The organism is Roseofilum sp. SBFL, assembly GCF_017746885.1.
Lineage (GTDB): Bacteria > Cyanobacteriota > Cyanobacteriia > Cyanobacteriales > Desertifilaceae > Roseofilum.
This window is the reverse complement of record NZ_JAGHZH010000159.1, coordinates 37,948-58,563: the sequence shown is the minus strand read 5'-3', so window position 1 is coordinate 58,563 and position 20,616 is coordinate 37,948. Positions and strand designations below refer to the sequence as shown.

Sequence of the window (20,616 nt, the reverse complement as noted above, 5' to 3'; positions counted from 1 at the left end):
GGGTGTGGCGATCTCATTTTTGCCCATATGCATACTCTTGGGAATTGATATGCAGAAAAAATGGCGCGATCGCCTGCCTTGTCTACACTCTACGATTCCGAAAAGCTTTAGCTTTTCGGAGAGTGACAGAAGAGGGGTATTGTTATTTCAGCCATTGAGAAAAGCAGAGATTTCCTAGAATCTGGAGCATTAGTAACCATTAATGAATCTAAATTAAGAGTTCGTATTCTACCATTTTCATAAATTATAGCTAAAGTCTATCTTCAAGTGCCCAGCATTTGCAACTGATACAAACTTGCATAGAGTCCCTTTTGAGCTAATAAAGATTCATGGGTTCCTGTTTCCACTAAAGCCCCCTGTTTTAAGACAAAAATTCGGTCTACATTGCGAATGGTGGATAGACGATGGGCAATAATAATGGCGGTACGATTGATTAAAAGCTGATCGAGGGCTTCTTGGACTAAAGCTTCCGTTCCCACATCTAAACTTGATGTTGCTTCATCCAAAACTAAGATATTCGGATTGCGAATCGCGACTCGCGCAAAGGCTAATAACTGTTTTTGTCCGCTCGATAAATTGGTGCCTCTTTCTCGTAATTGGGTGTTATATCCTTGGGGCAATTCTTCAATAAAGCGGTCAATATTGGTCAGTTTTGCCGCTGCTTGAATTTGGGATAACGGATAGGATTCACCCAGGGTAATATTACTTTTTACATCTCCAGAAAATAGAAATCCATCTTGTAAAATCACGCCTAAATGACGGCGCAACTCTTGCTGAGGTAAATGGCGAATATCAATACCATCGACTAAAATCCGTCCATAGGTGGGTTCATAGAGGCGACACAACAATCGAATCACGGAACTTTTCCCGGCTCCAGTTGGTCCGACAAGGGCAATTTTTTCACCAGGGCGAATGGTAAAATCTAGATTTTTAATCACAAATTCATCTTTTTTGTAAGCAAACCAAACTTCTTCAAAGCGAATTTCACCTATTTTTAGCTCCGATAGTTCTGTAGGGGGGGATTGAGCGAGTTTTTCCTTTTCCAAGGCAGATCTGAGTGAATCTACCCCTACTTGTAGATTTTGGCGTTTTTCGACTTCTGGATCGCGAATATCAATGGGTTGACTCATAAGTTCATGAATCCGTTCAATGGCTGTAAATCCCGATTGAAACATGGTGAATTTTTCCGCGAACCGCCGCAGGGGGTCAAAAAAACGAGGCGCAAAGAGGATAAATTCAGAGAGGATACCAAACGTGAGTTGATCTTGTAGAATGAGCATTCCGCCTAAACCGAGAACGCCTGCAACGGCGACAAGGGCAATCCATTCTAAGGTGGCAGAAACTCCAGAATTATAGAAGATGGTTTTATCAATGGCTTCAATAAACCGTTGATTGTTTTTACGAAAGAGTTCTTGATTAAACCGCTCGCGGCGAAAGAGTTGGACGACATCGATGCCGATAATATTTTCTTGGAATTGGGCGTTGAGTTTGGAGAGTTCTTCTCTAGCGATATAGTTAGCAGCTCGATATTGCTGTTGAAAATAAATAATCAGTAAGGTGACTGGAATCAGTAGACTAATTAACAGAAGCGCCAGTTGCCATTGCTGGCGAAACATCACTACACCAATAACCATAATGGAGACAATATCATTGATAATGCCGATCGCTCCCGTGGAAAAGACCTCTCCGAGGGCTTCCACGTCATTGGTTAACCGGGTAATCAAACTACCGACGGGGGTTCGGTCAAAAAATTTAACAGCTAAGGCAGTAACATGGTCAAATAAATCATCGCGGATATCTGCGGTTAACTGTTGTCCCACCTTTTGAATCATAAACCCTTGTACGCCAGCAAATAGGAGGCGAAAGAGAATCGTAACCAGAAGCAAACCCCCTAAGAGATTAATACTGTTAGACACCGATAAGGAATCTAAAATAGCCCAAGTGGGTTCGCTCTTAAGTTTAGAAACGGCTTGTCCAATAATCAAAGGCTGAACTGCGCCAGCCAACGAAAGAGGCAATAAAAGGATTAAGGATGCTGTCAGCAATCTGCCATGGCGACGAGCATAGGGAGCCAGTCGCATTAAAAGCTGCCAGTCGTTTTGTTTACGGTGAGGTTTCTCTCGGGAAGTGGGAGGAGAAGTCATAAGGTTATAGCGCTTCGCCCTGGTAATGGGTAATGGGTAATTGGATACTGCTGGCTATTTTACAAATACTTTAGCCTACCTCCTTAGCTGAGGAAGGGACGGGCTAAAACAAACGCAGAAATGGATTTGGCATCAACTTGTTCCCCGTCTACAATGGCTTGTTCTAATTCTTGCGGAGTCATTAACACCGTTTCTATATCTTCATCTTCGTCTTGCTCGGGAGGGTTAGGCAAGAGTTCGAGATCTTCGGCTAAAAAGGCATAAATAATTTCATCGGAATAGCCAGGAGCCAGAAAAAATTCACCCAGTTTACGCCATTTATGACTTCGATATCCGGTTTCTTCTTCAATTTCCCGTTTAATGGTTTCGGCGGGATCTTCATGCACTTCTACGGTTCCAGCGGGAAATTCAAGCAGTCGTCCCTGTGCTGCAAAGCGGTATTGACGCACCAGGACTAATTTTCCTTCTGGGGTGACGGGTACAGCAAGAGCGCCTCCAGGATGATGAATGCATTCCCAGTCACCGACAACGCCATTGGGAAGGCGCAGGGTTGCGCCCTCGAAGCTGAATTTACGTCCTTGGTAGAAGAAGCGTTGTTGGATTTTTTCTGCGGGTTCCGGTTGCAACGGCATGGTTGGGTGTATGGTTAGAGTCTGTTTCAAACCTTGCCACAGTCTTAGAGGAAGAGCAAGTTAGATCAATATAAAAATTAAAAATGGGTAGGGGTTGGGGGCAATTGCCTCTAAAGGTTGTCTGTTTCATAACAATATGACTTCCCGTTTGACGAACAACTTCAAAACCTAAATGCTCAAGCGCCCGAATTGCTTCTCTACTAGAAATTCGTGGTAACTTAGGCATAGTTAACCTCAATGGTAGTCACAAAGCGAGGTGAAGTTTTCGGGAGGGGAAATTCTTCTAAATAGAGTTGTGTGGCTTGTTTTAAACCGGCGATCGCCTGTTCTATGGTCTCTCCTTGATCTACTGTACCGACTTCTGGACATTCGGCAATATACAGGTTGTTTTCTTTATAGACAATTACAGTTAAGTGACGACTGTTCATAATACTACCTCTTTTAGCCAATCATCGTAGTGGCGATCGCCTCAGCATCAAGTCCCATTGCTACTGAGGCGATCGCCCAAATCCTATCCTTATCGGTTGATACGGTGCAAGATTATCTGTAATCAAACAGTTAATTAGGCTTGCAGCTCGTCCAAACGGGTGAGAACTTCTTGGGAGTGAATGGCAGGACGAACGCTGGTAAACGTGGCGCGGAGAATACCATCGGGATCGATAATAAACGTATGGCGCATGGAGATAAACCGTAACCAGGAACCATAGGCTTTGCTCACTGCCCCAGTGGTATCGGCAAGTAGGGGGAATTTTAACCCTTCACTGTCGCAAAAATCAGCATGGGATTTAATATCATCAGCGCTAATACCTAAAATTTGGGTATTGCGCTCTAAGTATTCTGGTAAATCTTGTTGAAAACGCCGGGCTTCTAGGGTACAGCCCGGGGTAAAGTCAGCAGGGTAGAAGTAAACCACGATCCATTGTCCTTGATAATCAGAAAGGGAAATTTCCCCTTCTCCGGTATTGGTGGGTAGTTGGAAGGAGGGGGCAGGTTGTCCGATTTCGGGGAGTTTACCCCCTAGGGCGAAGGTGGGCGCTCCGAAGGGTAAGGAGAGTGCCAGAAGGAGGAAACTGGTGAGGATCAGCCGTAAGAGCGATCGCCGATTCAATGAATTCATGGGGATGTATGTTGAATTATGTTGAATTAGGAGTTCAATTGCACACTGTAGCAGTTTCTTTCTGAGGACAGGGGGTGTACTCTTAAAAGTGGTGTACCCTAAAGGCAAGTCAATCGTGGCTCAAACCTATCGTGCGAAAATTTTTGTCACCCTGCGCCCTTCCGTTCTCGATCCAGCGGGGGTTGCGGTGGAGTCGGGCTTAAAAGAATTGGGATATGAAACCGTAGAAGGGGTGAGAATTGGTAAATATATTGATTTAAAACTGCAAGCGGAGGGAGAGCAGGAGGCTCAGGAGCAACTCGAGCAAATGTGCGATCGCCTGTTAGCCAATCCCGTGATTGAAAATTATCGTTTTGATTTAATTCCAGAGTAGGGGGGAAAGATCGTGAAGTTTGGGGTGGTGGTTTTTCCTGGTTCTAACTGCGATCGCGATATGGTGTATGTATTGCGCGATGTATTAGGTTGTCCAACCCGGTTAATTTGGCATCAAGAAACGACATTAGATGATGTGGATGTGGTGGTACTACCGGGGGGATTTAGCTATGGAGATTATTTGCGCTGCGGGGCGATCGCCCGATTTTCTCCCATTATGGGGGCGATCGTCGAACATGCCAATCAAGGCAAGCTCGTCTTTGGTATCTGCAACGGGTTTCAGGTGTTAACTGAGGTGGGATTATTACCGGGAGCCTTAACGCGCAATCAAGGACTTCACTTTGTTTGCGATCGTATCACCTTGAAAGTAGAAAACAATCAAACCCCCTTTACCCATTTATACGTCAAAGATCGGAGCGTTACCCTCCCCATTGCCCATGGCGAAGGGCACTATTATGCCGATTCCAAAACGCTTAACCAACTCGAAGAAAATCAGCAAGTTCTCTTCCGCTATGTCGGTGAAAATCCCAATGGTTCCCTCAATGATATTGCTGGAATATGCAATCATAACGGCAATGTCATGGGTATGATGCCCCACCCCGAACGCGCCAGCGATCGAGTTTTAGGAGGAACCGATGGATTAGCTCTGTTTAAGGGACTTTTGGAGAGAATGAATAGTTAAAATCAACAATGAAGATAGAGGTGGGGTGGGAATTCTCCACCTTACAATATGACCCATACTAGACATATTTTTGCAAAATATCTTCAATCCTTTCCACATCAAAATTCGCCGCCATTTCTTCCAATTGCTTAACAAAATCTTGATAACTTGAATCGAGTTGTCGAATTCGGCCTAGCTCCGCTTTTATTCCTTCAATATCGCCAATTTTAGCCGCATAGTGTAATTGTTTTAATTCAGTAGATTCCGGTGTTTTTTGTTCCGTAATCATCGCAGAATCAGCAGCCTCACGTACCTCAGTGTCTGTATCGTGAGTTTCATAAATCCATTCTAGCTGTAAATAATGTTCCAACTTATCTAACAATTCGTCAATTTGAACCGGTTTAGACAAAATATCATTAGCCCCTGACTGTAGAAATCGATCTCGATCGGACGCAAATGCTCGCACCGATGAAATTAAAATAATCGTCTTTTCAAATTGGGGCGAGCGCCGTAAATGACGAATCATCTCTAATCCATCCATTACCGGCATCCCCACATCACTAATAATTAATTCTGGATTCAATTTTTCTACCATATCTAAACCTTGTTGACCATTTTCTGCTTCAGCCAATTCAAATCCCAACGGCGATAATATTTCACAGATAATTCCACGATTTTGCCAGCGATTATCAACGATTAAAATACGAGGTGGTTTGCCTTTAACGTGAATGGGATTGTCTCGGAAATGTTTAGCTTTATGACTAAACTTATTATGGCTTTTTAAGTCAAGGTGAAGCTGGAATTTACTCCCTTGCCCCAGCTTGCTGGTTACTTTTATTTCCCCTCCCATTAAATCAATAATTTGCTGTGTAATTGCTAAACCCAAGCCCGTTCCTTCTGCATTTTGACTTTTACTCCCCACTTGCTCAAAAGGCAAAAAAATAGTATTCAATTGATCGGGAGTCATTCCCACTCCAGTATCTTCAATGGTAAAAGCTAGAGGGTTGATTTTAGAATTAGAATCTAAATCAATTACGGATATCCGGCGATAAACATGAAAAATCACGCCCCCTTGATGGGTAAACTTAATAGCATTACTAATTAAATTAATTAAAACTTGCCTGAGTCGTTTTTCATCGAAAAATAGATTTTCTGGCAATTCATCATCAGTTTTATAGATAAACTCAATATTCTTTTGTTCTGCTTTGATACGGCAAATTTCAGCGACTCCAAGCAAAAAGGATTGAAAATGAACATCCATAGGATTTAAGTCCATTTTGCGGGCTTCAATTTTGGCTAAATCAAGAATATCATTGATTAAGTTGAGTAAATGTGTACCACATTGGTTAATAATCTTGATATTATTAATCTGCTGAGAATTCAAGCTGGAGTCTCGACCTAAAAGCTGACTATAACCGAGAATCCCATTTAAGGGGGTGCGCAGCTCATGACTCATGTTGGCGAGAAATTCACTTTTGGCTTTATTGGCATCATCTGCTGCTAATTTAGCGGCTTGTAATTCTTGGGTACGTTCGGCAACTTTTAATTCTAAAGTGTGTAAATAATCTTGTAGTTGTTGTTGGGATTTTCTCAGATTACTCCAGAGGGTATAGCTGGTTTCAAGCAGTGCCGAGCTAGTTAAGCCTAAAACAGAGGGAATCATCGGTATCCACCAGCCGTAGAGAAAGAGAAGATAGCTGATGCCAATAATACTGGCAGCACTGATGATAAAACAGAGGATAGTTCGCCAAATATAAAGTTTAGCAATACCGTCAATTAACCGCCATTGACTAATGTATTGTGCGCCGATGATTGACCAAGAAAAAATCCACAGATATTCCCAGATATCGGGCAAAATTTTTATGGATAACCGACCGTTCATGGCCTCACTGACGATCTGACTGATTAAATTAGCATTTACTTCTACTCCTGCCATGGCTTGAGGAATACCTCGAATCTCATTGCTATAGGGAGTTAAGACCGATTCTTTTAAGCTTTTAGCGGTTGAACCAATTAAAATAATGCGATCGCGCATTAAATCTTCGGGAATTCGATCTTCTAGGACATCCATCAAGGAAACTGTGGTAAAACTGCCCGGTTTACCGCGATAATTTAAGATAATCTGGTAACCAGCATCGTTGCTGCGAATATAGGCCCCATCATTGCTGGAAAAGGGGTAAAAGCTGGCTTCACCCAGGGTAATCTGAAAGTCTTCGGTAATTGTAGGAGAAATATCGTGGGTTTCTAAGTATAACATGGCCAAACGAAAGCCTAGGCTCAAGATGGTATTGCCTTGAGCATCATCAAGATAGAGGAACCCTCGGCGAATTTTACCATCTACATCCCAGGGGAAGTCATTGGCACTAATTTGACTGAGTTCAGCAAGGACGGGAGAGGGGGCGATCGCCAACCCATCACTTTCTCCCACTACTTTTTCAATCCCAATTAAGTTGGAAGTCTCTCGAAATAGAGCGGTTAAATCCTCATAACCTGGCTCAACGGGCAAGTTACGGTATAAATTTAACCCAATAACGCTAGGATTTTGAGCTTTTACTTTTTGTAATAATGTTGTTAAGATGGCATCCGAAACCGGCCAAGTTCCCACACTTTGCAGATCCGTCTCATTAATGCCAACAATGATAATGCGATCGTCTCTAGCTTCTACAGGACGCAAGCGAAACCCTTGATCGAATGCCGCCAGCTCTAAAGGTTGCAATACCCCTGTAAGCCGCACACCAACGATCGCTACAGTCATGCTAGTAGCAGTGAGCCAGACTTTACCCCGTCGCTTGATTATACTGCTCAACTTTGCCCACATTCCTTCAACCTACCAATTAAGGACTTTTGCCACCATCAGTTTCTCTTGAGGCTCTATAGATGGTTAATCATTTCATGTTGATCGTATCTTCCAGTTTACTGCCAAAAGCCAAATATCACAGTTCTTTTCACATCGAATGCCATAGATTATTGTGGCTTTATGCCTTCGAGTGTTGATTTTCTTTGGCTAAACAATCTATGGAGTGTAAGCCTTATAACCAGTTAAATTTTTTCAAATATTACAGGATCTATTGCTTATACAGTTATACCGTCTCGCTTTTAAGCGTCTTCCCTCTTTTAAGTATTTTTTTATACAATAGCTGCCTTGGCAGTTAGTATATCTTGCAATTTACCAAACCTATTCCCTAGTGAGTAACACTGTATGACCTTGAGTCTATAAATCTGCCCACTCTTCCGGTAGAACATTAGCGATTAACCCTCTTCTGTCACTCTCCGAGAATGAAGATAGAATAAAATAGAGTATCAATAGCTAAAAGCGAGATAGATCAATGGATGTAGAGTTACAGATCTTAAAACATTTGCCCAGATCGCCGGACACTAGGGTGTCAGTTTTTTTCCCGGAGCAACAAGAGCAAATACCCCGGAACTGAGACTTGCAATTGGAATAAATATCCCTGATTCGCTCGTAATTCTTGGGTCGGATTATTCGGTTTACCCACCGCAATACAACGGTCTTCCTGGTTGGGAACTAGCTCCAACCATCCAGGTTTCGAGACGACTTGCTTCTGCTTCTGCAACTTCGTAAACCCCCACCGAGGAAAGGCTTTATCCCAGAGCCAATGATAACACCTTTGCCAGGGCGAAACATCCGGCGCACCCCGTTTTTTGAGCTGCAAACCCTCAAGATTGACCCCATCACGTTCCATTTGTTCGCGAAACGTATTGACGATTTGATCGATAACTGCGCCAAGAGTTCCTCCTATGCCATTGAGATTAAATGTACCGTTTAATTCTTTGTCAATTTGTCTAGCAATGGCTGAATTTTTCTTCTCGAAATTATTCGGATGCAAGAGGAATTGTTCTTGCAAGGTCTGCGGTTGAGAATTGACCATGGTTTTGCCCTACCATTTGGTGTTTGAAGAGAGAATTTTGGTGATTTTTATTTCGTTTTGTTTCTCTATATTTTGATTTATTCTTGTCGATTTTCAATGGATGATGAGAGGATTTTTTTTGTGTTTTTCTAAGGCGCTCTACGAGAGGGAAATAATTTTGTGACGATTTATTTGCCTGTTTTTTCTGAGCAGTTTTTTATAAAAATGGAGAGCTAAAAGGGAAGTATGAGCGTCAGAAATTAATGGTTATGACTTCTCAAAAACGACAACAAAAGATCTTAATTCTAATCTCTGAATTTGTGCTTCCCAATTTGGTTGGGTTCATCCTAGATGCTTCGTTAGGCTTTAGCCTGAGCGCAATCGTTGTGGCGTATCATGTGTGGAAAGAGTGCGATCGCCGCACTCTTGCTGATAACGACGAGCATCCTTGACTTGCGTCAGCCATTCCATTAATTTAGGATTACAAAATCCTAGGGGACTTGAACACCAAACCTAGCGCTCTAAGTCCCATCTTCAACTTAAATCCCATGCTCAAACTCAAACCCCATCGACTTTGGCTGATTGGTTTAATGGCGATCGTTGCCCTAGGGTTAATCCTGGGTAACTCCTATGGGTCTCATTCTCAGGGACAACTGGCCCTAGAGCAACCCGCGATCGCGCAAGTCCCCAGTCCTCCAACCCCAGAAACCTTACCGGAACCGCCTCCTTTACCCTCTCCGGACGCTTCTCCATCGCCTCAAGCTTCTCCAAGTCCAGAAGCGCCTTTGGCTCCCACTCCCCTAGCTTCCCCTTCTCCCTTACCTCCCCCTCCCGCTCCTCCAAGTCCAGAACCGACTCCAGCGATTGAAGAGCCAACTGCACCGCCGTTAGAGGTTGGGGGGACGTATGAAGATCCCAATGGCTTTTATCAAATCGCGATCGTTCAAGACTATAAGGTGAGTTCAACTGGCAAAGATCCTCTGTTTGAATCCCCGGATGGACAAATGGCTTATACCGTTGTGCGCTTACCTCGACTGACAAAACAACGGCTCACTAATGGCATTTTGGCCCAAATTGCGGTTGAAGAATTGCAAGGTGGTGAGGGGTTTCTAGCTCAAAGCTATATCCCCCTAGGTGAAGGCATCGTACAAGTGCCTTGGACAGGAAGCTTAACCCAAGGACGTAATAGCCAACCGATGAGTGGTACGCTGATTTCGACTCAACAGGAACAGGATGTCTATTTGGTTTTAATTGCAGCCACGGAAGCAGGAGCCGAGCAAGTACCGAATCTGCTGGCAACTTTGGTTGATGGTTTGGAGGTTACCCCACAATAATGTACCGCGATCGCGACCCGGAACTGTCTCGGCTCATGGAACTGATGCCCGCTTCTGGGCGCATGTTTGTACAATTGATCGGTAAACCGGAACAACCCCAGGTGATTGAGGCCCCCTTTCCTTTGCCCTGGAGGCGATCGCGGCCGATTTATATCAATTTTGACCTTTTGCGCCAATTACCGTTGGCAGAACAAGATTTAGCTGTCCTACAAGCCGTTTGTTGGGTTTGCCAGGTGGAATGGTTTAAACCCAATCTCTATCAAGGATTGGTGACAGTGGGATTCCTGGGAACAGTGATAGAAATGATGCAAGCGGATGCCGTAGGAATGGTCGCCAGTGGAGGACTAACGGCAATGGCAGTGATGCAAATCCGACGTAAAAATCGCCAACGGGATGTGATGATTGAAGGCGATAAAGCGGCAATTCGAGTAGCCAGTCGGCGCGGATATACGGAACTCGAAGCAACTAAATCTTTGTTAAAGGCGATCGAGCATATCGCTCAAATTGAAGGGAGAAATGGTTTATCGGTAGTGGAGCTACTCCGATGCCAAAATTTGCGGGTGATGTTAAATTAAGCAATAGGATAGAATCCTCTGTCTGCTTTTTCCTGCTCTGCAATGGGGAAACTCATCGAGTCAAATCACCCTATTCCCTAGAGTCAATACTCGAAATAGAGATGCTTATAGATTAGAATAGATTAGAACACCAAGGGAAATGCTCCTCTCTATCCTCCCTTATTGCTCGTCAATAGAATCTTCTTGCAACTGAACATCCAAGTTTACAGGAAGCTCTAGATCGTCTTCTTCTGAAGAAAACGCTTTCAATTCTTCAATTTTCAATTCTTCAATATAGAAAGCTTAGTGGTAAATTTAGGGAATGTCTGTAAAGCTTTGATGAAGTTTGACCGTATTTTTATGAAGATTTCATGAAGAAGCGCTGAAACTACGTAACTTCCTTCAGTTAGGCACGGTGAATCTACTGAATTGAGCCATAGAACCCACATTTGACACGACAAAATGTAGTACAAAAGTTGCTCTCAACGTTCCTTTACGCAAGATTTTATAATACCTCTTTTATTCGATAATATAATCAAACCCATCTAGGCCAATCCTAGCCATAATTTGCGATCGCTGTTGTTGAAGGATCTGTTTAAATGCTTCTGCCCCTAAGTTTCCCTTTAGGATGGCGACTAAATTCGCTACTTGCCGTTTCTCTATCGCATTTTTTTGCTCTAATAAATACAGTCCTAAACAAGCGTGGAATACAGCCAAGGGAAGTTGACTGAGTTGATAGTTGACTTCACCGAGATTCGCATGGCTTAAGCCTTCCAATTCCAAATTTCCGAATTGAATGGATAGGGCTAGACTTTTTTCCAAATAGGATTGGGCATTATTGCTCCGATCTAAGATTAAATGAGCGATTCCCATGCCCAAATAACAAAAGACTGCTGAGATCAAATCTTGATGCTTTTCTAATAACTTGATTCCACGTTGAAGCCTTTCGATACAAGCTTCTATGTTTGAGATAGAAACATGTTCTTGTTGTTGAGCTTGACGGACTTCTGCATAGCCTAAATTGGCGATCGCATTAATTTCCCCCAATGGATCGCCAATCTGACGCGCAAACAAGAGTGCCCGTTGTCCGAAATCGATCGCCTCCGCCAATTGCCCTAGACTGAGCTGCAAGCGACTCAAGTGGTTCAAATTTGCCACTTCACAGTTGCGATCGGACTCTTGACGGGCTAAATCGAGGGCTTCTTGGTGTAAAACAAGGGCGCGATCGCGATCGCCCATCCACTGTTGCGAATAGCCCAATACAGTCAGGATACGTGCCTTTTCTTGCTTTTTCTCGATCGTTTTCAGGGGGCGATCGAGATAGGCAATGGTTTCGCGAAACGTTTTACCCGTAAAAGAGGCAAAGACACCACCATAGATGGGGAAATTATCTCGTTGAGCAAAAGAGCGTAAAATTTGCAGCCCAATTTGAAAACAAGCATCCGCCAGGCGATCGCGATCGGAAGCTGAAAGCTGCTCTGCTTGCCGAAATCCACTGCTTAATTCGCACCAGATAATCGCAAACGTGAGAAAGGTGGAGGCGGCGGCATCATTGCCCGCTTTAATATTGTAGGGTTGTTTGTCAAACCAGCTCACTAAACCCTCTTGAATGCCTCGCAATAAGACAATTAACTCTACCCAAGCACTCCAATCTAGACGGGTTTGTTGTTGAGCTACAGATGCCGCCGATTGATTATTCGATTGTTCAGTGAAGAACAATTGGGACAATGGACTGCTCACTTGTTTTGCCCAATATCCCCAAGGATTATTCGCCCCTATTTTGGATGCAAATCCCAATTGACGCTGCTCGTATAACCATCCCATCAAATCCAGAGAAGTAGACGCTGACAATCCTTGTTTCAATCCTGCTGCCAGAGTGTGAAGTTCAGCAACTGTATTGTCATCGGATTCCTGAACTTGTTCTAGCTCTTTTGCGAAAGATGCAATCTCCTTATTGCTGAAGGCATTCGTTTGGTTAGGATCGAGAATATCCAGGAGAACGGATAGGCGCTCTCCATCATCTGCATCGATTAATTTCGTGACAGCATCGCTACAAGCATTTTCCGTCCTTTGAGTCTCTTGATATCGATTCCATGCTTCTTCTAAAGTGCGAAGCGCTCTCACTTGACGCTGGGCTTTTGCTTGCTTTAACTCATCCTGTTCAGCCTCCACTTTATTTTGAGTCAGCGTTATTTTTTCGATTAAACATCGTTCAAAAATCTCCCCCGTACCCCGTACCAATCCTAGCTGTGCTACCACTTGCCGATAAACATACTCTTTTGAACCAATCTTTCCTTTGAGGGTATCGGTAACGATTTTCTCGATAAACGCTGAGTAGCGATCGCTTAAAGATAAAGTTTCTGGATCTTCTGACGGCATGTCTTCTTTAGGTTTTTGATGATGTTCTGAATTATAGCCAGTTCAACGAAAGAGTGGAACCCAGTTTTCCCTATTCCCTATTCCCCATTCCCTATTCTCCATTCCCCATTCCCTATTCCCTATTCCCTATTCTCCATTCCCCATTCCCTATTCCCTATTCCCCATTCTCCATTCCCTAGCAAAGCCCTACAACCCCAAATCTACCGCTATGCGATGAGCGCAAGCAAATCCAGAAAAGGCAACTGCATTCAAGCCTTGTCCGGGAAAAGTGCTATCTCCGACACAATATAATCCCGGAATACTTGTCCGATTAAAAGGCATTCCTAATAATCCTAATAACTTACGTTTGGGAATGGGACCATAGGTTCCATCTTGGCGGTTTAAGAAACGGCGATGGGTGCGCGGGGTCCCGACTTCTTCATAGTCTAATGCCGCTTCTAATCCAGGAAAAATAGCTTCTAATCGTTCAATGATGCGATCGGCAATTTCTTCTTTTTGGGCTTCATATTTTTTCGGAGTTAGTCCTTGCCATTGGTCAATCCAACTGGGGGTAAAGGTGTGGATAATATGATGACCGGGAGGGGCTAAATCAGGATCGAGCAAGGTGGGAATGGAGACAAAAATTGTCCCGTGGGAGGTTTCCATTTTATCCCAATCTTCAAGTAAAATATGATGGCATTCTGTGCCTTCTGGCAAGACAGAAGCGTTTACTCCTAAATGTAAGCTGACGAAACTGGGGGATTTTTGGTAGCGTTCTTGCCAGCTTTGTTCGGCTGGGGGTAGGGTTTCGGAAGGCAGTAAGGATTCAAAGGTGTTCCACCGGGTGGCATTGGAAACAACACGGCGAGCGGTGTAGCGTTTGCCATTGACTAATTCTACCCCGATGGCTTTGTTGTTCTTGAGGAGAATTTGTTTAACTCTGGATTTATAGAGGATTTGACTGCCTTTTTTTTCCAGTCCTTCAGCGAGTTTTTCAGCAATTTGTCCGACTCCGCCTTTGGGATAGTTAATGCCTCCATAATGGCGGTCAGAAAAGACCATCCCGGCATTGATCATGGGGGTGAGTTGGGCGGGGACAACGGACCAACAATAGCATTCAATATCGATGACTTTGAGCAGTTGCGGATCGCGGATATAGCGACGGGCAATGTCTCCCACGTTTTGTGGGAGATATTTCACCAAACCCAGGCAAGCCAAGGGATGCTGGAAAAATACTCGCATTAAATATCGGGGTTCTTCTAAGGAGAGGAGTTCCATGGCGTTGAGGCAATTAAACACGCGCCAGCATTCGTCATAAAATTGGCGGATGCCTTTGCGTTCGTGGGGGAAGAGATCGCCCAATTCTTGTATAAACGCCTCGTACTCCCGATGGACTTTTAGCTCTAAACCCCCTGGAAGATGATAATGGATTTGTACGGGATCGGGATAGGTATCTAAACTCATATCCACTGCATCCAGGGCACGGGTGAGTAAATTGGTCGTTCCCTGTTTGCCGAAGCCAAAAATCATGGAGGCTCCGACATCAAACCGATAGCCATTGCGCTCAAAATAGCCCGCACTTCCCCCTGGAATTAAATAACTTTCCAATACTAAAACGCGAGCGCCTTTAGCAGCGAGTTGGGTCGCGGTGACCAGTCCGCCAATACCGGAACCAATCACGATCACATCACAATCGGGGGAAGAAGACTCAACAGACATGACTATAGGAAGGGAAATAAATATTTAGAAGTCCAACATTTAATTGTAAACTATTCTTTGGTTTATCCTCACACACCCATGACTTTTCAACTGCACGTTCATGTCCCTCCCCATCCCCTAATTCAACATTGGTTGGCTGTTGCTCGCGATCGCCAAACCCCTAGCGCCCTATTCCGGACTTCCATGACGGAACTGGGACGCTGGCTTACCTACGAAGCAGTGCGAGACTGGTTACCCACATTCCAAACCACCATCGAAACCCCCCTAGCTCCCTGTGCAGCCACTCTAGTTAACCCAGAAATTCCCGTGGCTGTCGTTCCTATCCTACGAGCAGGTTTGGCTCTGCTAGAAGGCTCCCAAGCCCTGCTCCCTTTAGCGAAAGTTTACCATCTGGGTCTGGCTCGCAATGAAGAAACCCTAGAAGCAAGTTGTTATCTGAATAAACTGCCCCCAGAGTTTGCCCCAGAAACTCGGATCTTAATTCCAGAACCGATGCTTGCAACCGGAGGCAGCATTACCTTGACCTTACAAGAACTCACCCAACGAGGCATTAATCCGGCATTTGTCCGTATTGTTTCCGTAGTTGCTGCCTCTCCAGCCCTGCAAAAGCTCAATGAAGAGTATCCGGCTCTTAAAGTGTATACCGCCTGTATTGACCCTGAATTGAATCAGCAAGGATTTATTGTACCGGGATTAGGGGATGCTGGCGATCGCACCTTTGGAACCTAACCTAAAGGCGTACTGCTATAAAATCGCTCATTCATCCCCCATAACCGTTAACCTAGAAATAAAGCTTCACCTCACCCGATCCTATGACTCAATCTAATAACAACTTTGCCAGCGGATTTCTACTCGGCTCCATTGTCGGGAGTGTTTTAGGCGGTATCTTAGGGGCAACCCTAGCCAATCGTCGGAATGAAAACCTAGAATCTGAAGAAATCTTAAATGGGAATAGCCCAAATCAATTCCAAAACCCCAATCTTGATGTTAGAGCTGATGCCGAGATTGAAGCAGCTCGTCGCCGCCTAGAAACCAAAATCGCCCAACTCAATGAAACCATTGATGATGTGCGTGACCAACTGGGAACCATGAATAAGGTCTCCTCTGACCCAGAAACTAATGGGTAATCGGGAATGGGGAATGGGTAATTAGGGCATCTCCACGTCCCCCCATCTTCCCCGTCTCCCATCCCTGCGTCTGCATGTCGAACTGTTCTCATCTCCCCATCCCAACCGGTTCGGGAATTGCTCTGCCACTTCTGGGAAGCGATCCGGTACATTAGAAAACAAGTGATCCTGTAAATCTTTAGAGGAATAACATCCCCATGTACTTGCTTGCCAGCACCCTAGCGACATTTTGTAACATTTACTTTGTCCTGCTGATTATTCGAGTTTTATTGAGTTGGTTTCCCAGTATCAACTGGTTTGACCCCCCATTTTCTCTGTTGAGTCAGCTTACCGATCCCTATTTGAATATTTTCCGGTCGATCATTCCGCCCCTGGGGGGATTGGACTTTTCCCCCATTTTGGCGATCTTCTTGCTCCAGTTTTTAGCCAATGTGTTTAATACCCTTGAGGTATCCTTTGCATCAGGAGGGTCATTGGGCTTCTAGCGCCGAACTCGACCCCCAAACCCCGCAGCCTTGAATTGCTCTAGGATTAGGGGAGTCGGTTGATCGGCGGCCACTGAGATTCTCAGTTCAAAGTCACTGACTCCCGGTGGCACTTCTTCAATTAACCCCAAACGAGTCCGATTTTGCATGACAGGGTTGCGGTTGGCATCGTAGACGCGACCAAAAATATCGGCATCATAAACCGTTTTTCCGGTTGGATTCGTTGCTTTTCCATGGATGAGAAAGCAGTTTGCTCTTTGAGAGAAACCCCCGCTGGTGACAGCTCCTTCACCCATTTCTGGAGGGCAAGTTTCGTAAGAGAGGTCAGAGAGTTTAATTTGAGTGAGTGCCAAGGCATCAGGGGCGATGCTCCAAGAGGTAAGGATAAGAAGCAGCGCCACTAGAGCGAGTTGCACAGAACGAAGTAGAGAAGGCGATCGCATAAGTGATTACATCATAGACTTTATCTGATCGATTATTTAGCTTACCCTGGATTGAGCATCAAGCCCAAGGTTAGCCTTAGCCTTGGATTAGAGTTTCAATGGGCCATTTTGGCTAAGGGTGTATTGATATTGGCTGAATAATCGGAGATCTATGGGGGAATAACAAGGATGATGGGGGAAATGAAACCAATCCATACAAAAATCAAAGAAGCTCAATTCCGTTTCTTGATGGAAACTACAACGGATGGGGTTTGGATCTGGGAGGTGGAAGCTGACCAGGTGGTATGGAACGAAAAAATGTATACTCTGATTGGTCTTCCCCCTCAAGGAATTGAAGCCAATTTGGAGAGGGTTCAATCTCTGATTCATCCAGAGGATCTAAAGAAGTATCAAGAAATGATTGATGCAGCTCTAGAAACTGGCAATAGCTATGAACTAGAGTTTCGTATCCGTCGTAGTGATGGTCAATATATTTGGGTACTCGATCGCGCAACCGTATTGAAAGACAATGATAATCGTCCTTATCGGATGATGGGAACGATCGCAGATATTAGCGATCGCAAATATAATGAACTGTGGTTAAATGGGCAAAAACAGATTCTAGAGGCGATCGCCAAAAATGCGCCTCTCCAAGAAACCCTCAGCTTACTGATTAATACCTTAGAAAGCCAAGCTCCAGAACTGTTCGGATCGATCCTATTGAGAGATCCACAAAACAACTGCTTAAGGTTAGGGGTAGCTCCGCAGTTAGACCCCAATTACAACCAAGCCGTTGATGGCGTAGCTATTGGTGAAGGTTCCGGATCTTGTGGTACAGCCGCCTATCGAAAGGAACCTGTGATCGTAGAAAATATTGCCACCGATCCCCTCTGGAAAAACTATAAAGATTTAGCTCTATCCTATGGCTTACAAGCAGCTTGGTCGGTTCCTGTATTATCATTACAAGATCAAGTACTGGGCACATTTTGTTTTTATGCTCAATTCCCCAGTCTCCCCAAAGAGAAACATCACAAACGGATGGAGTCTGCCACCCGGTTAGCAGCAATTGCTATTGAACGATGTCAAAGTGAAGCAGCATTAAGGGAAAACGAGCAACGATTTCGTTGCTTATTTGAAGAAGTGCCTTTAATTTCAGTACAGGGATACGATCGAGACCTCAATATCTTTTTCTGGAATAAGGCAAGTGAAAATTTATATGGATATTCTCCTCAAGAGGCGATCGGTAAAAATCTAGAAGAGCTAATTCTTACCCCAGAAACAGCCGATTATCTACGCCAAGGGTATCATAACTGGATTACCCAAGGAATTCCTATAGCTCCAGGAGAATTAATTGTCAAAAACCATAACCAAGAAGCAATCCGTATTTTCTCTAGCTATGTCCTCCTGTACAATGCTCAAGGACAACCAGAATTATACTGTGTTGATTTAGATTTAACTGAACGCTACCAGCAAGCCGAAAAACTTTCTGAATTGAGTACCCGGCTGAAATATCTCCACCGCCTGAGTACCGGTAATTATCAAGATTTTGAGGAACTGTTTGCGGCTTACTTACAAGCTGGATGTCAACTATTTCGATTGACAACGGGATTTATTGCTAATCTCAATCAAGAGATTATTTGCTTAGAATTTGTGCAAAGTGATTTACCGCTAAAACCGGGAATGTGTTTTAATGTATCCGATACATACTGTTCGGAAGTGGTTGATCATCAGGACACCATTAGTTTTGGGAATATTGAAGACTATCCAAAACTGAAAGAATATTTTCCCTATAAAACGTTCAAGCTAGAATCTTACTTAGGAACTCCAATCATTGTGGAAGATAAAATCTATGGAGTACTGAGTTTTCTCTCTCCGGAAGTCCGCGACCAACCCTTTACCGAAGCCGATCGCGAGATGATTGAGTTAATGGCTAAGGATATTTCTCGCTTTATTACAGATCATCACCAAGAACTGAAACGCCAAGAAGCAGAATTAGCCCTGCGCGAGAGTGAGTTAAAATATCGCAGTATTTTTGAAAATATTAGTCAAGGAATTTTTCAAAGTACACCCGATGGCAATTATTTAAGTGCTAATCGGTTTCTAGCTCATCTCTATGGATATGATAGCCCAGAATCCTTGATCGAGTGCTTGACCGATATCGATCGCCAACTTTATGTCGATCCGACTCGTCGTCAACAGCTCAAAGACCTGACTAAAAAGCAGGGAATTGTTTATGATTTTGAGTCTGAGGTTTATCGACGAGACGGTGAAATAATCTGGATTTCAGAGACTCAAAGAGCGGTTTTCGATGAGGAAGGACATATTATCTATTATGAGGGAACCGTAGAAGATATTAGTGCTCGTCGTCAAGCGGAGGAACAACTGCACTATGATGCCTACCATGATAAACTAACGGGTTTAAAAAATCGGACGTGGTTTATCGATCATCTAGGTCAGACGATCCATGCCTATCAATTGCAAGAGACTGGCTTATATGCCATTCTATTTATTGACTTAGACCGGTTTAAAATTATCAATGATAGTCTGGGGCATTTGGTCGGTGATGATTTATTAAAACAGGTGGCTCAGAGATTACAAACTTCCCTGAGTGGAATTCATGGAGAGTCTTTTTGTCACCTGGATCGGGAGATTCCTAAAGATACATTAGCTCGATTTGGGGGGGATGAATTTGCGGTATTATTAACGTCCCTGAGCGATCCTCAAGAGGCGATCGCCGCTGCCGAACGGTTAGTCTCCCTGATGCGAACTCCCTTCCGGATGGGAGATTATGAGTTTTCTTTGGGCGCAAGTATTGGCATAACCTTAGGGCATCAGGATTATCACTCCCCAGAAGAACTCTTACGAGATGCCGATCTCGCCATGTATCAGGCAAAAGGACAAGGAGGAGGGCAGTTTGTCTGTTTTGAAACAGTCATGCATCCTCGCGCCCTAGCTCGGTTGCAGTTAGAACACGATCTCACTCGTGCCCTAGAGTTAGAAGAATTATCTTTATGCTATCAACCGGTAGTCTGCTTAAGAACAGGGGGATTAAAAGGATTTGAAGTCTTGTTGAGATGGAAACATTCTAAGAAAGGATGGATTTCACCGGGAGAATTTATTCCCGTGGCCGAAGAAATTGGTTTAATTAGCACCTTAGGATGGTGGGTTTTAGAGCAAAGTTGCCGTCAATTGCAGCAATGGAGAGCCGAGATCTCCCAGGGGTTAGAGATCGTGTTGAATGTAAACTTGTCCTTATTGCAACTGAAACAGACGAATTTAGTTGAGCAAATTGAAAAATTATTGCGATCGCATCATATTCCCGGTGATTGCTTAAATTTAGAGGTTACCGAAACGAGCTTTCTGGAAACTTCTCAATTTGATGCGTCCATCTTGCATGAACTCAAAGCATTGGGCTTGCAACTGTCTATTGACGACTTTGGCACCGGGTACTCCTCCCTCAGTCGCTTACACCAACTGCCCATTGATATGATTAAAATTGACCGGGAATTTGTTGATGGTATAGAAACAGATATTAGCAAAGAGGCGATCGCCCAAACCATCATCACCCTCGCCCATAACCTAGGGGCACAACTCGTTTGTGAAGGGATTGAAACTCCAGCTCAATGCTGCAAACTGCAACAGCTTGGGTGTGAATATGCACAAGGTTATCTCTTTTCTCGCCCCCTGATCCCCCGATCGGCTACCCAATTACTGAAACATCCCCATTTTCAACAAGCCATCAATTGGTCATCTTGTGGTTGCTCTATAGCCTCATATAACACGTAGAAATAGGGAATGGGGAATGGGGAATGGGGAATGGGG

18 protein-coding genes and 1 pseudogene are annotated in these 20,616 nt (G+C 44.2%); 9 read left to right on the top strand and 10 right to left on the bottom strand.

The window, feature by feature from the left end; translation table 11 throughout:
* Positions 1-263: 263 nt before the first annotated feature.
* The 5 genes and pseudogenes from J7545_RS16955 to J7545_RS16935 all read right to left on the bottom strand — a co-directional run bounded on the left by J7545_RS16955 (position 264) and on the right by J7545_RS16935 (position 3,884).
* Positions 264-2,144, bottom strand: a complete 1,881-nt coding sequence (locus J7545_RS16955; protein WP_318698853.1) for an ABC transporter ATP-binding protein — start codon at positions 2,142-2,144, stop codon at positions 264-266.
* A gap of 83 nt (positions 2,145-2,227) precedes the next feature.
* The gene (locus tag J7545_RS16950) at positions 2,228-2,776 is read right to left on the bottom strand and encodes an NUDIX hydrolase (RefSeq protein WP_318719899.1); all 549 of its coding nucleotides are present in this window, start codon (positions 2,774-2,776) and stop codon (positions 2,228-2,230) included.
* A gap of 88 nt (positions 2,777-2,864) precedes the next feature.
* Positions 2,865-3,002, bottom strand: a pseudogene (locus J7545_RS24155) (type II toxin-antitoxin system HicA family toxin); the annotation flags it as partial.
* Positions 2,995-3,204, bottom strand: a complete 210-nt coding sequence (locus tag J7545_RS16940) for a type II toxin-antitoxin system HicB family antitoxin (RefSeq protein ID WP_318698858.1) — start codon at positions 3,202-3,204, stop codon at positions 2,995-2,997. The pseudogene J7545_RS24155 and the gene J7545_RS16940, both read right to left, overlap by 8 nt.
* Before the next feature lie 134 nt (positions 3,205-3,338).
* A complete protein-coding gene (locus J7545_RS16935; RefSeq protein WP_413038598.1) occupies positions 3,339-3,884 on the bottom strand; it encodes a peroxiredoxin in 546 nt (181 codons plus the stop codon).
* Positions 3,885-4,008: 124 nt separating this feature from the next.
* On the opposite strand from J7545_RS16935, the gene purS reads away from it, so the two are divergent.
* Both purS and purQ read left to right on the top strand, forming a co-directional pair.
* Positions 4,009-4,266, top strand: a complete 258-nt coding sequence (gene purS, locus J7545_RS16930) for a phosphoribosylformylglycinamidine synthase subunit PurS (RefSeq protein WP_318698860.1) — start codon at positions 4,009-4,011, stop codon at positions 4,264-4,266.
* Positions 4,267-4,278: 12 nt separating this feature from the next.
* On the top strand, positions 4,279-4,947 hold the full coding sequence (gene purQ, locus J7545_RS16925; protein WP_318698861.1) for a phosphoribosylformylglycinamidine synthase subunit PurQ: 669 nt from the start codon (positions 4,279-4,281) through the stop codon (positions 4,945-4,947).
* 58 nt (positions 4,948-5,005) lie between these two features.
* On the opposite strand, the gene J7545_RS16920 is transcribed toward purQ, so the two are convergent.
* Both J7545_RS16920 and J7545_RS16915 read right to left on the bottom strand, forming a co-directional pair.
* Positions 5,006-7,744: a CHASE2 domain-containing protein gene (locus tag J7545_RS16920; protein WP_318719898.1), complete on the bottom strand. Its 2,739-nt coding sequence runs from the start codon at positions 7,742-7,744 to the stop codon at positions 5,006-5,008.
* Positions 7,745-8,309: 565 nt separating this feature from the next.
* Positions 8,310-8,816, bottom strand: a complete 507-nt coding sequence (locus tag J7545_RS16915) for a hypothetical protein (protein ID WP_318698589.1) — start codon at positions 8,814-8,816, stop codon at positions 8,310-8,312.
* A 248-nt stretch (positions 8,817-9,064) separates the two neighbouring features.
* Between J7545_RS16915 and J7545_RS16910 the strand changes: the two genes are divergently transcribed.
* The 3 genes from J7545_RS16910 (at position 9,065) to J7545_RS16900 (ending at position 10,704) form a co-directional block, all read left to right on the top strand.
* Positions 9,065-9,247 carry a hypothetical protein gene (locus J7545_RS16910; protein WP_318698590.1) on the top strand — a complete coding sequence of 61 codons (183 nt, stop codon included), beginning with the start codon at positions 9,065-9,067 and terminating at the stop codon, positions 9,245-9,247.
* 96 nt (positions 9,248-9,343) lie between these two features.
* Positions 9,344-10,129: a hypothetical protein gene (locus J7545_RS16905; RefSeq protein ID WP_318719897.1), complete on the top strand. Its 786-nt coding sequence runs from the start codon at positions 9,344-9,346 to the stop codon at positions 10,127-10,129.
* Positions 10,129-10,704 (top strand): DUF3318 domain-containing protein, encoded by a 576-nt coding sequence (locus J7545_RS16900; protein ID WP_318698592.1) that lies wholly within the window; start codon positions 10,129-10,131, stop codon positions 10,702-10,704. The genes J7545_RS16905 and J7545_RS16900 overlap by 1 nt, the downstream gene beginning before the upstream one ends.
* Before the next feature lie 498 nt (positions 10,705-11,202).
* Here J7545_RS16900 and J7545_RS16895 read toward each other — a convergent pair whose 3' ends face one another.
* Positions 11,203-13,062, bottom strand: coding sequence for a tetratricopeptide repeat protein (locus tag J7545_RS16895; protein ID WP_318719896.1), 1,860 nt, complete (start codon positions 13,060-13,062; stop codon positions 11,203-11,205).
* Positions 13,063-13,248: 186 nt separating this feature from the next.
* Positions 13,249-14,760 carry a carotenoid isomerase gene (crtH, locus tag J7545_RS16890; protein ID WP_318698594.1) on the bottom strand — a complete coding sequence of 504 codons (1,512 nt, stop codon included), beginning with the start codon at positions 14,758-14,760 and terminating at the stop codon, positions 13,249-13,251.
* 78 nt (positions 14,761-14,838) lie between these two features.
* Between crtH and upp the strand changes: the two genes are divergently transcribed.
* The 3 genes from upp (at position 14,839) to J7545_RS16875 (ending at position 16,372) form a co-directional block, all read left to right on the top strand.
* The gene (upp, locus tag J7545_RS16885) at positions 14,839-15,489 is read left to right on the top strand and encodes a uracil phosphoribosyltransferase (RefSeq protein WP_318698595.1); all 651 of its coding nucleotides are present in this window, start codon (positions 14,839-14,841) and stop codon (positions 15,487-15,489) included.
* 83 nt (positions 15,490-15,572) lie between these two features.
* On the top strand, positions 15,573-15,887 hold the full coding sequence (locus tag J7545_RS16880; RefSeq protein WP_318698596.1) for a hypothetical protein: 315 nt from the start codon (positions 15,573-15,575) through the stop codon (positions 15,885-15,887).
* Positions 15,888-16,084: 197 nt separating this feature from the next.
* Positions 16,085-16,372, top strand: coding sequence for a YggT family protein (locus tag J7545_RS16875; protein ID WP_318698597.1), 288 nt, complete (start codon positions 16,085-16,087; stop codon positions 16,370-16,372).
* Here the strand turns inward: J7545_RS16875 and J7545_RS16870 are convergent.
* A complete protein-coding gene (locus tag J7545_RS16870; protein ID WP_318698598.1) occupies positions 16,369-16,815 on the bottom strand; it encodes a hypothetical protein in 447 nt (148 codons plus the stop codon). The two genes, J7545_RS16875 and J7545_RS16870, sit on opposite strands and share 4 nt — an antisense overlap.
* Before the next feature lie 180 nt (positions 16,816-16,995).
* On the opposite strand from J7545_RS16870, the gene J7545_RS16865 reads away from it, so the two are divergent.
* The gene (locus J7545_RS16865) at positions 16,996-20,580 is read left to right on the top strand and encodes an EAL domain-containing protein (protein ID WP_318719895.1); all 3,585 of its coding nucleotides are present in this window, start codon (positions 16,996-16,998) and stop codon (positions 20,578-20,580) included.
* The last annotated feature ends 36 nt before the right edge of the window (positions 20,581-20,616 follow it).